Source organism: uncultured Veillonella sp. (assembly GCF_963543145.1).
Taxonomy (GTDB): domain Bacteria; phylum Bacillota; class Negativicutes; order Veillonellales; family Veillonellaceae; genus Veillonella.
Map to the genome: position 1 here is coordinate 1 of NZ_CAUTZP010000022.1, position 14,756 is coordinate 14,756.

At 38.5% G+C, this 14,756-nt stretch carries 6 protein-coding genes and 1 pseudogene; 6 read left to right on the forward strand and 1 reads right to left on the reverse strand.

What is annotated here, in order from left to right; genetic code table 11:
• The 5 genes from RWZ05_RS08210 to RWZ05_RS08230 all read left to right on the forward strand — a co-directional run.
• Positions 1-1,118 (forward strand): autotransporter domain-containing protein (locus RWZ05_RS08210; RefSeq protein WP_314643617.1); only part of this gene is annotated, 1,118 nt, incomplete at its 5' end.
• A 361-nt stretch (positions 1,119-1,479) separates the two neighbouring features.
• Complete coding sequence (locus RWZ05_RS08215; protein WP_314643620.1) at positions 1,480-2,049, forward strand: hypothetical protein; 570 nt, start codon at positions 1,480-1,482, stop codon at positions 2,047-2,049.
• Positions 2,050-2,651: 602 nt separating this feature from the next.
• The gene (locus tag RWZ05_RS08220; protein WP_314643623.1) at positions 2,652-4,031 is read left to right on the forward strand and encodes a YadA-like family protein; all 1,380 of its coding nucleotides are present in this window, start codon (positions 2,652-2,654) and stop codon (positions 4,029-4,031) included.
• Between the two features lie 195 nt (positions 4,032-4,226).
• Positions 4,227-5,291 (forward strand): inverse autotransporter beta domain-containing protein, encoded by a 1,065-nt coding sequence (locus tag RWZ05_RS08225; RefSeq protein WP_314643624.1) that lies wholly within the window; start codon positions 4,227-4,229, stop codon positions 5,289-5,291.
• 797 nt (positions 5,292-6,088) lie between these two features.
• Positions 6,089-8,929 carry an S-layer homology domain-containing protein gene (locus RWZ05_RS08230; RefSeq protein ID WP_314643626.1) on the forward strand — a complete coding sequence of 947 codons (2,841 nt, stop codon included), beginning with the start codon at positions 6,089-6,091 and terminating at the stop codon, positions 8,927-8,929.
• A 157-nt stretch (positions 8,930-9,086) separates the two neighbouring features.
• Here RWZ05_RS08230 and RWZ05_RS08235 read toward each other — a convergent pair.
• Positions 9,087-10,299: pseudogene (locus tag RWZ05_RS08235) on the reverse strand (methyltransferase regulatory domain-containing protein); the annotation flags it as partial.
• 634 nt (positions 10,300-10,933) lie between these two features.
• Here RWZ05_RS08235 and RWZ05_RS08240 point away from each other — a divergent pair.
• A partial coding sequence (locus tag RWZ05_RS08240) for an ESPR-type extended signal peptide-containing protein (protein ID WP_314643629.1) occupies positions 10,934-14,756 on the forward strand: 3,823 nt, incomplete at its 3' end.

Sequence of the window (14,756 nt, forward strand, 5' to 3'; positions counted from 1 at the left end):
CTCCGGATCCTAAACCAGTTACACCAGTAACTCCGGATCCTAAACCAGTTACACCAGTAACTCCGGATCCTAAACCAGTTACACCTGTAACTCCGGATCCTAACCCAGTTACACCAGTAACTCCAGATCCTAAGCCAGTTACACCAGTAACTCCAGATCCTAAGCCAGTTACACCTGTAACTCCTGCTCCAATACCAGTAAATCCTAACCCTGTTATTCGCGGTGCTTATGATACACCTCATATGCGTGGCATTCGTTCCGCTGTAGTAGGTAATATCAATGCATGGCGTACAATAGCTGATGATATGTATCGCCCTCGCGTATTGCAACAAGGTGAACCAACTGGTATTTGGGCTCGCATCGGTGGTGGTAAGTACAGCTACTCCGGCAGTGGTATTGATACAGCTACAGATTATACACGCATCCAAGGCGGTTATGATGCTAAAATCAGCCGTGGCTGGACTGTAGGTGGTCAAGTATCCTACCTTCGCGGTTCTGAAGACTATGTATTCGATGGTTCCGGTAAGGTGAAATCCTTCTCCGTTGGCGCTTATGGTTTGAAAGACCTTGGTAACGATCAATATGTACATGTAGAAACTCAAGTTGGTCGTGTATCTAATGACTTTACAGCTCGTAATGAAATTGGTGAAGCCATGTCTGGCGATACAAAATCTAATGCGTACAGCATCGGTGTTCGCTACGGGAAAACATTGAAATACGCTAATGGTTTCTATGTAGAACCGCAAGCACAATTGAACTTTACACACTTTGGTGGACGTAACTTTAATGTAGATAATGTATCTGTTAACCAATCTGGCGTAAATAGTACTACTGGTAAGCTTGGCCTTGAATTGGGTAAACAGTTCGGCAATGGTAACCTTTATACACGCTTTGCAGCAGGTCATGCTTTCACAGGCAATGTAAAAACTGCATTTGCAAGCGGTAGCACAGTGAAATTAACAGAACAAGACCTCAAAGGTACTTGGACTGAATTGGCATTCGGCGGCCGTTATGGCTTCAATAGTAACAATAGCGTATTTGCTGACGTTGCTACAGGTTTGTCTGGTGATTACCAAGCAGACTGGGGCGTAAATGCAGGATTTACACATAAATTCTAAGTGTAGATTTATTAAATAATCCCTTTGTACAATAGATAACATATAAAGCCTTCTAATAGTAGAGTTATGACTTTATTATTAGGAGGCTTTTATAGTATCTATCATAGAATTAACTATATAGTACCTATAAAGTTTTTTTCTAACGTTAAAGTAAAACTATATAGACGAAATACGATATATTGTGTATACTAATGAAAATAGTAAGCATACTAGGATTTATTGATAGATGCTTACTGTATAAATAAATTTACCATGCTTAGTATGGGGATCTCTATGGGGCTAACAGTTCCTAAAGAGATAATATCTAGTGTATGATAAATGAAGCCGCTCTGGGGAGGGCGGCTTCTAATGGGGAGAACTTATGAAATTAATAAAATTATTACCAATTATGGCAATTGCTGGTGTATGTGTTTGTGGTCAAGCTAATGCGGCACAAGATCCTTTGATGATGCCTGAACAACCGTCAGCTCCTTTGACTACAGAACAACAAGAAATTTCTCTTGCTGTTCCTAGCGAAGAAGCAAAGGCCGTTGTTTCTGAATTCGCAGCATTCCAATTGGGCATGCGCGATGCATTGATCAAAGACGACAATCGTGTTATGTCTGGTCAACAACGCTACACTAACAATGTGTTGTACTACATGAACGTTCGTCGTAGCTGGTACATCACAAGCCATCGCTATAAAAAAGATAGCTATGCTCGCGTAGCATTAGATCGCTTGTACTCGGATTACAAAGAATTCTTTACAAACCATACAACTGTATCTGACATGAGCCAAGCTGAATATGAACGTCAAATCTTGGCGATTCTTGAAAAGAATACAGCTAACATGTCTAATGATGAGTTACGTTTCTACATGAACGAAATGGTAATCTATAGCTTGAAACAAGCTATGCATGACGGCAATAACCGCGTTAAACGCATCCGTTAATCAGTAGATATAACTGAATATACATAGGAAAGAGGTAACGATGACGGTCGTTACCTCTTTTTATGTATAGCTATTTATTGCTATGAATATAATCTATTTATCTTTATGAATATGAGTACGTTGATTCTGTAAATACATGTGATTGTAGCTATACATATAGCATTTTATTTCTATATTTTGTGTTGAAAATCACATAATCGTACTGGTAATAGTACTATACTAGATTCATGGCCGTATAGCGATTTATATATAGACAACCCTTACGTACTATAGATAATTTTACACATAGGTATCCAAGTATATGCAATTACTCCTAGTTACAAAGCAATTACAATCCTTTTGGATACCGTATTCTCTCTCTCTTAGCTATATGGTCGTTGTTAAACAAATAGCCCCCGTAGGTTTTCCTACGGGGGCTTGTTTGTTAAAACGGTATGTATTTAGTTTTGGCATATATTATGTGATGAAGGTATTAGAAATAGGTTTTATATGAATTATTATTTATTTACATTTTATTTCTATAGCAGTATAATCTTGTTGTATAATTATGAGAATAATATGAAGTTGAACTGTTTTGCGGTAGCATAAGGGAGCGTATGATTATGAATTATGTAAAGAAACTACAATTATTAGCAGTACTCGGCATTCTTACGATATCTTCGGCAAGCTTGGTTCAAGCTGCAGATATTCCTATTGTTTCCACTGGGGGTGCAACCTATAACATTGGATTGCAAGGTTGGTCTTCTTTCACAAATTCAGACAATGTGCATCTAGGCGGTCAAACTGGAGCGGCTAATAGTAATCCGTACTCACATGTTGGGGATCCAAATGCAACGGGCAATAACATTGCCATTGGCCGTAGTGCTTTAAATGGTTCCCAAGGTGGTGGCAATGTAGCATTAGGTGCTAAAACTTTCTTAGAAGGTAAAGGGGACTATAACTTCTTAGCTAACTTTGCAGCAGGCTATAAATCAACCATTTCCGATACAATCGCTATAGGTTATTTTGCAGGAGCTAACTCTCAAGGTAATAAAAACGTATGGCTTGGTGCTTCTCAAGCTGGAGGTAGTAAAGGGAATAACACTGTATTAATCGGTTCCAACTCTAGCGTAAATGGTGATTTTAACTATGGTATGGGCCATGGGGTTATCTTTAACGGTAACAATAACTCTGCCGTAGGTGCATACAACAAAATTGAAGGTAATCAATCTGGCGCCTTTGGTGTAGGTACGTATAATGTAGATACTGTTAAGGGAGATAATTCCTACAGTGTTGGTAACAAGAACCAAGTGAGTGCTAATAATACATTCGTAGTGGGTAATAATGTGAAAACATCTCTAGACAATGCAGTTGTATTAGGTAATAATTCTACTGCTGAAAGTAGTGATGTAGTAAGCACTCCAAGTTATACCTACAATAATGGTGTTACTGATAGCTTCGCCGGTACTGCTCCTGTGTCTACTGTATCTGTTGGTGCGGCAGGTCAAGAACGCACTATCACTCATGTTGCAGCAGGTCGTATTACAGCGGATTCTACAGATGCAGTTAACGGATCCCAGTTATATGGTACAAACCAACAAATTGATATATTGCATCGCGATGTACGCCACGTGGAAAAAGAATCCAACCGCGGTGATGCTCGCGCCGCAGCACTAGCTGCATTACATCCACTACAATTTGATCCTGACCATAAGGTTCAAGTTATGGGGGGCTATGGTCACTACAAGGGCGAAAATGCATTGGCTCTTGGCGTAGGTTACTATCCGAAAGAAAACCTACTTCTCACAGCAGGTACAACCGTAAGCGGTGATTTGATGGCCAATGTGGGTGTGTCTTATAAATTCGGTGAGAATAAGACACTTGCTAAGATTTCTCCTGCATCCTATAACGCATTAGAACAACGTGTTGATACATTAGAAGCACAAAATAAAAAATTACAAGAAACAGTAGATATGCTTGTGCAAAAGCTTAATGAAAAATAGGCTTTACTATTGATAGAGGTTATAAAAATGAGGTAATAACAGTGTTATTACCTCATTTTCATATATATATAATATTAAATGTATAACATTAAAATAATGAGCTTTAGTAACCGCTAATCTTGACATAAATACAGATTATTCGATACACTAATACATATTTCATTTATTGTTCATGAATTTTGTGTGTAGAGAGTAATGAAACGTATTGTATGTGTTGCCTTGAGTGCCCTTTTGTGTTGTGTGGGTTCCGCAGAGGCAGAAAAGCAACAATTGCATAAGGGGACAGACCAGTCTGTCCAAGGGTCGCATACTCTTGCAGTGGCGACGAATCCTCGTGAGGAGCAGGTCAAGGTGACAGCTGAGGATTTCCATATTACTCCAGCGGCGACGCCAGACCATGTCATCGGCCAAGGTGGTCCGCTCGTGATGGATCGGCAGGAAACTAAGACGGTTCAGTATAGTGATGTGGATGCAGTAAACCGTGCTATTAACGCAGTGGCTATGTCTAATGTATCTAATGCTATGTACGGAGCAAAAGGTAAACCGTGGATGCGACGCACTACGCTGAGTTTTCAGTTCCAAGAGGGCTGGAAACCTCTATATTCGATAGAGACTATCCAGCCCTTAGGGCACTACGATGATAAGTCACGGGATGTGTGGTTTACGCAGCAACGAGTATCTCGTGCTTCCGATACGGGGACAACTCTTAACGTAGGCGTTGGATATCGTCGTATCTCCCAAGATGACCGTCGTATCTACGGGGCACATCTCTTTTATGATTATCGCTTCTTGCGTCATCACGACCGCCTCAGTGCAGGTCTTGAATATATGTCTGGTGAAAGCGAGTTTCGCTTTAACTGGTATGGATCGGCTTCTGATGAACGTGTCCTTGATATAAATCTTCATACCTTAGAACGTGTAGCTAATGGGTATACTTTAGAATATGGTAAAACTTTTAAAAATGCACGATGGGCTAGAGTCTATGTAGAAGGCTATCATTGGGATCAAGAACGTCAAGCCGATAAGAATGGCTTGCGCCTTGGCTCTGAATTACAGCTCACACCGCGTGTATCTGTAGATATGGGCTACAATAAACCGGAACATAGCACTGGCGGTGCATACGGCAAGATTACATTCCGTTTAGCAGGGGCTCCGATAGCTTGGTATGGTGGTAAGCATCGTTTAGAAGAATCTACAACGGTTCGTGATAAAATGCTTAACTTTGTAAGACGTACTAATACGGTTTTTGTTGAACAATAATTTTGATAACACAATCAATAAATCGGATACTCAAGCTGTTTTATATATTCATTCTATTTTAATGAAAATTGAATGAATAATAATCTACTATAGTTACTGTATAAGTGATATACTCTAGGTAAGGGAAACGTTAGTGTTCATATCAATTGTTCTTTATAGATAATGGCTTTATATAAAAGCCATTATCTTATTATGTAGACATATATACTACGATATTGGATAGTTTGTATCATACTATGTGGCGTATACTTTAATTTGTTATATAGCTTATATGTTAATGTATTATATAGTTATTATCTTATTATTGATGCCGTGTGATTGCCCGTTCATCTTAGTTACTCTCCAACTATTTGATAATTTTTGTGTTGTGTTTACTTAAAAATCTCTCTCTCAACAACAAACTTGAATCATGCGGCAATCGTAAGAGGTTCGCCTTACCTCTTACCGAAAGTGGGTAGTTAATCTGTATGGATTAACTACCCACTTTTTAGTTTATCTACTTCTTATATAACCTTATATATCTATAAATTCCTATATATATCATTATTATATATAGGTACATATGGTTTAGAACATATAACTACATAGACTATTATAGGTTTTATAAGTCATTTGCATGTACAAGTAATACTAAAACAGTTTCTATTTTTAAATACTTTTAAAAGATATATATATAATTGTTTACAAAATGGATATTCATGCTACAATGTTCATATAAGACTCATGAAGATGTCGTGAATTATTTACATGTTGTTTATAAGAACGATAGTAATTAAAGTACATGGAGGATACTCATCATGAACAAACGGAAACGTTTATTAACATTGTTAATTAACGGTGTGTTGTTATCTAGTTTATGCATGGTAGTTAGTGCTGCAGACATTGCAACAGGTTCAGGCAATGGCATTGCTTATGGTACAGGTAGTAGTGCACCAGAGGTTAAAAATGTAGCTATTGGTAATGGTGCTGAAATTAATTATGCAAATGGTACTAATCGTCCTGCTACTGGAGATATTGCTATTGGCAGTGGTGCACATACAAATAACTATGTTAACCAAGGTGGTGGCATAGCGATTGGTGAAAAAGCTTTTTCTGAAAATATGGCAGGTACGCAAGAGGCTAATTTTAATTTTAATCAGACTACATTCCGAGGCTCCGGATTTCTTGGTTTAAGAGCACCATTTGTTCCAGCTGATCCAACTAAAGTACCAACTGGTGTAGCTATTGGTCAAAATACATATGCTCGTTCTGGTGGTACTATGATTGGTACTCATAATTATAAGGGCGACATTGGGGATACCACAGTAGATACAAATGATGTTAGTAGTATGCGTTCTCATAATGTGAGTGTAAATGCAACTACAGTTGGTGTTAATAGCTTTAATAATGCTACCTTTGGTGTAGTTAATGGTGCCTATTCTGCTATAACAGGTTCCTATGATGGTGGAGCATTCAGATCACAAGCAGCACAAAACTTTGGTGCAACTATTACAGGTTCTTTAAATAGTATCGAGTCTAAGACTGCAACTAGTGACTACTCTGGTATAGGTAATAGTATTGTTGGTACAGCAAATAGAACGTTTAATTCCAATGGTTCTATTATTATGGGGGCTGGTAACGAAATTACAAATTCTGTTACAGCTATTTCTGGTGCACCAACTAGCGGTGGTAATTCTGCAAAAGCATTAGCTGAGAAATTACGTACTTCTGTTAAACGATCTGATGGCGGCGGTGCCACAATGGCTTTTGGTGGTGGCAACAAGGCAGATTATACATTGCGCACATCTATGATTGGTATTAATAATACTGTAACAGGTGCTAACGGCGCTGAAAGTGCAGATAACCTCGTTATGGGCGTAGGCAATACAGCTACTAATGTACAGCATTTAACTGCCATCGGTTCTAAGAACACTGTATCTGATGCTAATAATACAGTTATCGTTGGTGATAACCGTAAGGTAACAGGTGCTAATAACTCTGTCATTATTGGTTCTAGCGATGCAGAAACTACTACAACTGTAAACGATGCAGTGGCTATTGGTCATAATACAGAGGTGTCTGTTGAAGGTGGCGTAGCTCTTGGTAGTAAGTCTAAAGCGACTGTAGCAGCTGGTGCAGCTGGTTATGATATCAGCACCAAAGCAGCATCTACTGATACTAGCTCTACATGGAAAGCGACAGCATCTGCTGTATCCGTTGGCGATATAGCTAATGATGTAACACGTCAAATCACATCTGTTGCAGCTGGTACAAACGATACTGATGCAGTGAATGTAGCACAACTTAAAAAGGTAGAAACTAAAATCTCTTCTGTTGAAGCAGATGCTAAAAAACATACTACTGTAGTGGCAGGAGATAATACAACTGTTACAGCTGGTACTAATGCTAATGGCGGTGCTGAATACAAAGTAGCTGTAAATAAAGATTTAGTGGAGATGAACTCTGTTAACTTTGGTAAAGCCACTGATGACGTTCGTGCTCGTATCGATAAAGACAGTGCTCGCTTCTTCAACGGCAGCGAAAATATCGGTGTTACACCTAAAGGTATCCAAATCGAAAACACAGATACCTTAGAACAAGCAAAATTTGATAAATACGGTATGTATGCTAGTGAAGGTAATACAACTGTTTACTACACTACAAATGGTATCAGTGCTGGTGATCAAATCATCAACAATGTGAAAGCTGGCGTAGCAGATACTGATGCGGTTAACGTTTCCCAACTTAAACGTGTACAAGATCAAATCACAGCATCCTCTAAAGTTACAACTGTAACAGCTGGTGATCATATTAAGGTTACATCAACTGTAAATGGTAATACTTACGATTATAAAGTTTCTCTTGCTGATGATATTGCTAACCAAATTAATAACAATACAACTAACATCACTAATAATACAACTAATATCAATAAAAATACTGCAGATATTAAGAACATTAAGGGCGACCTTTCCAAGATGGATAAACGCATCGACAAATCTGTAGCAGGTGCGGCAGCATTGGCGGCTTTACATCCACTTGATTTTGATCCAGATGCTAAGTGGGACTTTGCTGCAGGTTATGGTCACTACCGTAGTGGGGATGCGGCAGCTATCGGTGCTTTCTACCGTCCTAACGAAGATGTACAACTTAGCATCGGTTCCACAGTAGGCAGCGATGAAACAGTATTCAATGCTGGCTTGTCTGTGAAAGTAGGAGCTCATAGCAATGTATCTCGTTCTCGTGTAGCTATTGGCAAAGAAGTATTGGCTCTTAAGAAAACTGTAGCTGAACAAAATGCACAAATCCAAAAATTGACTGCATTATTGAACGGCGTAGCTGGTACTAAGATGAAAGCTGACCATACAACATTGTTCCCAGATGTGCCTACAAATCATTGGGCATACGAAGCGGTAAGCGATTTATCTCGCCGTGGTCTCGTTGAAGGGTATCCAGATGGCACATTTGGTGGTGACCGCATGTTAACTCGTTATGAATTCGCACAAATCGTATACCGTGCAATCCAAGACGGCGTAATAGTAGATGATCGCCTTGTTACTGAATTCAGCCCAGAAATGGCATTGTTCCGGGTAGACACAGTAGCGAAAAATGCTCAAGGTGAACCAACAATCGAACGGGTTCGTGTAAACAAAAAATAGAATAGGTTATTACATAACTATTGGCTACTACATGGATTACCTCACTTCTAAATATAATTAAGTAGTAGCCAAATCAAAAAGCGTAACTGATATAGACGGCACTCTATACTAGTTACGCTTTCTCTTTGTGTAATTAAGCTTGATGTTGTGATGTAGGATCCTCTTGGTTAAACATATTGCCTAAGGACATAAATTGTTTGAGCGTAATGCGCAGCGCATCTGTCCAATTCGGAGGCATTCCTAAGCGGTCTTCAAAAGGTGCTGCAAAGTACAGCGTATCTAGAATGCTTTTTTGAACCGTTTCGTCCCTCACAATTTTATCTTTGTTACATGGTTTTGTTAATAAGGCCATGCGGAACTGTGTATCATAGACAAAGTCATAATACTGTTCTTTATCTTTATGATTACCATTGGCAAGGGCCTTAATATTATCTACTACCTTATCATCGAGCCAGGTGATAAAGGATTTTTCGATGCTTTCATCACCAATATACGCAACCCTGCTGTTCAGCACGTTCGATAAACTCAGACACATACACAGGATCGTTAAAGGTTTCTAAATATTCATGAGCTACATAATAATCATTGGCACTTAAGACACGATTGATATTGTCGATTTTGTAACCCGATTGTTTTTGGGAACGCTCGTCCATCTTCATCGTTTCGCCAATGAGTTTTAACACGTTTTTAGTGTATGCCGTACGTTCTTGCAGTGATTGAGACTTAAATTGCTTTTCAGAGTAAAGCATAATATCGCGCATTTGCTCTAATCGTTTCCAACCGGGATACGTGTTGTAGGATACATAAGCAATGCCGCGGTCAGACAGATTACGATTACAAATGCTGAGGATTTTGTCCTTAACCATGTCAGGTACTCAAGATCAGATGCCGTGCACGAGAATGTAATCAAAGGTACAAAAGTCATCATCGATGTGCATGATATCTTTTTCTAACAAGGTTACATTGGTGAGGCCCATAGATTCGATTAATTCGTTACCGTGTTTAATTTGCACAGATGACAGGTCGATGCCTGTGAAAGTTGCTTCTGGATAGTACAGCGCTTGTGGAATGATATTGCCGCCACAAGAGGAACCTAGCTCGAGCACACGAGCACCCTTAATTGGCGCTGGATCTAGACCGTAGATGCGCGCCGTTGCAATTAATGAATTAATAGAACAACTAGCAAAGGCTTTAGATACATACAGGAAATCATCATAAGAATCCTTTAATGCCTCAATACCCGCTTGAGCAGTAGACGCTTGATGCGGTGGAGGGCTAATAGATTGGTCTTCGTTGCTATTGCCTTTGGGTATGTCTTCTGTAGTTTCTTTATATATATCTTTATATGCTTCTTTTTGTTGTGTGTCCATGGTAAATCCTCATTGTTAATGTATGGTCTATTTTTACCTCGTTATGATTAAGTATATCATAATTTCTATTATATATAGGCTATGAATAGACAAATATTTCACGATAGGTTCATTTACAAACTAATAAATGAATTAATTATGAAATAGTGTATAAAAAGCCATAAGCATCTAAAATAGAAATCTTCGATGATCTATATTTTATAGATAATATATAGATCCGTTTATAAATCGATAGAAATCAATGAGATTAAATCTATTAATCGTTTATTTATAACTTACGTTAATATGAATATTGAAAAAAGTTGTATTGCATAGAGAAAAATAGATTAAGTTTTATAAAATAGGATTAAAACACACAAAAAATGAGTAAAAAACCACCCGTATATTAAATTTTATTTAACAAAATAAAGGTTCTAACAATAAATTTGGGGAATTATGATAAAAATATGAAGAAAACTATTTACAAGATTTTCGATATATGATATTCTGTTCATGGCACAAAATGAAAATAATATGAAGGACGCTCAGAAAGCCATTGAATATGGGATATTTGGACTTTTAGTCTTTTGTATTTATTTAGTATTAATTATAAGGATTGTAATTGTGTCTAGTTAAGAAAGGGGTTCATAGTAATATGAATAAAATCTTTAAAGTTGTTTGGAGCAAAACTAAAGAGTGCTACGTAGTAGTTTCCGAAGTTGCAAAAAACAATGGTGGTAAGAAAAAAGCTCTTGCTAGCGTATTAGCTGGTTTGGCTATGGTAGGTGCTGCTGCACAAATGGGTACACCTGTACAAGCGGGCTCTGATACTAATGGTAATAAGGTTAATGTTTGGTCTAATCAAAGGGTTGATACAGGTACAACTGTAACTAATACAGCAAATACTGCGGGTGATAACTCTGTTGCTATTGGGCAACAATTAACAACAGGTACTGGTGCTGTAGCTGTTGGTAGATTATCTACTGCAGCAGGTGATCGTGCGGTGGCTATTGGCGAAAATGTTAATGCTAAAAAAGAAGATACAATTTCTGTAGGTAGTTCCAACAATTCTAATACTGGTGGCGGTATTACAATTGGTAAAGGGAATACTGCTGATTCTACTGCAAATGGTGGTAGATCTGCTGGTAACTCTCAAATTGCTATCGGCCGCGATAATAAAGCGACCAGAGAAGATACTTTAGCACTTGGTCGTGAAAATACTGCATCAGGTAACGTTTCTCTTGCAATTGGTGCCCGTACTGAAGCAACAAATTCTGGGTCTATTGCAATTGCTGGTAATGGTGATGGTTTCAAAACTACATCTACTGGTGTTGGCTCTATTGCTATTGGTATGCAATCTAACTCCACTGGTACGGCTTCTACTGCAGTAGGTGGTGTTGCGCAAGCAACTGCAAATAGTGCAAGTGCATTTGGTCGTGCTGCGAATGCATCTGCTGAAAATGCAACAGCGTTAGGTTATAATTCTGCTGCATCCGTAGCCGATGGTGTAGCTCTTGGCTCCAATTCTAAAGCAACTACTGCAGCAGGTGTGGCTGGTTACGATCCTGCTGATAGCCGTACAAATACATATACTGGTTTATCTGGCAATGCAAAAACATCTACATTAGCAGCTGTTTCTGTAGGTGATGGTTCTAATGCAACTCGTCAAATCACTGGCGTTGCTGCAGGTAAAGAAGATACTGATGCTGTTAACGTGGCTCAGTTAAAAAATGTTAACTTAAAATATGCTGGTAATAGTGGTAGTGGCGATGTATTGTTGAACAATGGTACATTGAACCTTAAAGGTGAAGGTCTAATTTCCACAACTGCTGATGCTAGTGGTGTTACTGTTAAACTTACAACAGGTGATACTATTACTAATAATAATGGTAAAGCTGTAGCTCCTTCTCCAAATGGTGTTGCTACTACTGATAATGTAGTACAAGCTATTAACAACTCTGGTTGGAATGCTAATGCATCTGCTAATGGTGGTACGTTAACTGGCTCTGCTACTGCAACTAAAGTAGTTCCTGGTGATACAGTAACTTTCAGTGCAGGTAAAAACCTTACAGTAGAACAAACATTAGGTACTAATACTCAACAATATACATATGCATTGAGCTCCACTCTTAAAGATATTGAAAGTATCCAAAATGGTACTACTAAAATCACGTTGAACAATGGTGGTGGCACAACTATTTCTGGCGGTAACTTGAGCGTAGATGGTAATAAAATTACTAACCTAGCTCCTGGTACTGACGATTCTGATGCAGTTAACTATAAACAATTGAAAGCAGCTAAAACTGTTGTAGAAGCTGGTACAAATGTAACTGTTAACAAAACTACAGGTGCTAATGGTGAAGATGTTTACACTGTAAGCTCTACTGCGACAGGTGGTACAGCTTCTACTGAAAGCGTAGTTAAAAAAGCAGCTGCATCTGGCGATACTAACATTGCTGATGTTTCTGTTGCAGGCGGTAAAGCTGTAAATGATCCTGGTGCTCAATACGAAGTATCTGTTTCTAAAAATGCTGTTAAAGATGCAGCTCGTGAAGCAGTGACAGTAAATAACGGTGGTAACACTGATAATCCTATTACTGTAACACCTACTGCTGATGAAACTAACCATAATACAACTTATGCTGTTACCTTCGATGGTGATAAAGCTGCTAAACAAATTCCATTAACTTACAAAGCTAATGGCACTGGTGATAAAACAGTAAAATTAGATAAAGGTTTAGACTTCACTAATGGTACAAATACAACAGCAGAAATCGGTAACGATGGTGTTGTTAAATTTAATTTGAATGATAATGTAACTCTTACTAATGCTGGTTCCTTGACTGTTGGTGATACTAAAGTTAATAATGATGGTCTTACAATTTCTGGTGGCCCATCTGTTACAAAAAATGGTATCGATGCAGGTAGCCAAAAAATTACTAACGTAGCTCCTGGTACTATTAGCAGCACATCTACAGATGCTGTAAATGGTAGCCAATTGTATGCTGTAAAAGCTGCTGAACGTCATATCACACCTACAACTGCTGGTAATGAATATACAGTAGATGCTGACGGTAATGTTACTATGACTTATACAGATGGTAACGGTACTGTAGTAACAGGTGAAAATGCTGTTATTAAAGGCATTGCTAAACAAGATCTTTCCAACATCACTGATGCTGGTAAGAAAGTAATCACTGGTCTTGGTTCTAAAGTTGTAGCTGGTGATAATGTAACTGTTACTGATACTGAAGATGCTACAACAGGTCAAAAAACTTACACAGTAAGTGCAAACTTAACAAAAGTAACTGATGGTACAAATACAACAGTAACTGGTACTGGTACAGCTGCCGATCCATATAAAGTAAATGTATCTGGCGACTTGAAAGGTATTACATCTATTGCTAATACAACAGGTGGCCCAACAATGACATTTGGCCCTAACTCCATTAACATTACTGGTGGCCCAATCAACATGGGTGGTAGCAAAATCACTAACCTAGGTCCTGCTACTGATGGTACTGACGCTGTTAACTACGATCAATTGAAAGGCGCTCGTACAGTTGTTACTTCTAACGATAATTCTGTAACAATTAACAAAACAGAAAATGGCGATCAAGTAACATATGACTTACATGTTGCAGCTGGTGCAGCGGCATCTACATGGAACTTGAAATCTGGTGTAGCATCTACTACTGAAGGCACACATTCTGGTGATACTGTTCAAAATATTGCTGATACTAAATCTGTTACAATGCAAGCAGGTAAAAACTTAACTGTAAAACAAACTAACGATACTGACGGCAATACAGAAGTTGCATATTCCCTTGATAGCGATCTTAAAGATCTTACAAGTGTAACTACTGATAAAGTAACTACAAAAGAAATCGGCTTACAAGATGCAGCTGGTAACACTACTACAATCAAGAAAGATGGCGACCGCATTACATACACTAATGACGGTGGTACAACTACTAAAACAGTAGCAACCCTTGATGATGAAAAACATATTGCACCTGGTAGCTATGCTGTACAAAACGACGGCAGCGTAACAATGACTTACGTTGATGGCAATGGTAACCCAGTAGCTAACGAAGAAGCTAAAATCACTGGTATTGCTAAACAAGATCTTTCCAACATCACTGATGATGGTAAGAAAGTAATCACTGGTCTTGGCACAGTTGTTAAAGCTGGTGACAATGTAACTGTATCTGAAGCATCTGATGCTACAACAGGCCAAAAAACTTACACTGTAAATGCTGTAACTCCAGCAGTTTACACTAAAGCTGATGGCACTAAAGTAGTTAAACGTCCAGATGGTACTTTCACAACAAACATTGACGGTTCTGCTGGTAATGATGTTCCTGCAAGTGACGTTATCGTATCCTTCCAAGATGCAGCTGGTAATACAACTGGTGGCAACTCCATCGTAAACAACGTTGGTTCTGCTATCGACAAAACTGGTACATCTACTGGTG

Coding starts and splice junctions, on each gene's coding strand:
- RWZ05_RS08215 (WP_314643620.1), top strand. CDS start 1,480: ATGAAATTAATAAAATTATTACCAATTATGGCAATTGCTGGTGTATGT.
- RWZ05_RS08220 (WP_314643623.1), top strand. CDS start 2,652: ATGAATTATGTAAAGAAACTACAATTATTAGCAGTACTCGGCATTCTT.
- RWZ05_RS08225 (WP_314643624.1), top strand. CDS start 4,227: ATGAAACGTATTGTATGTGTTGCCTTGAGTGCCCTTTTGTGTTGTGTG.
- RWZ05_RS08230 (WP_314643626.1), top strand. CDS start 6,089: ATGAACAAACGGAAACGTTTATTAACATTGTTAATTAACGGTGTGTTG.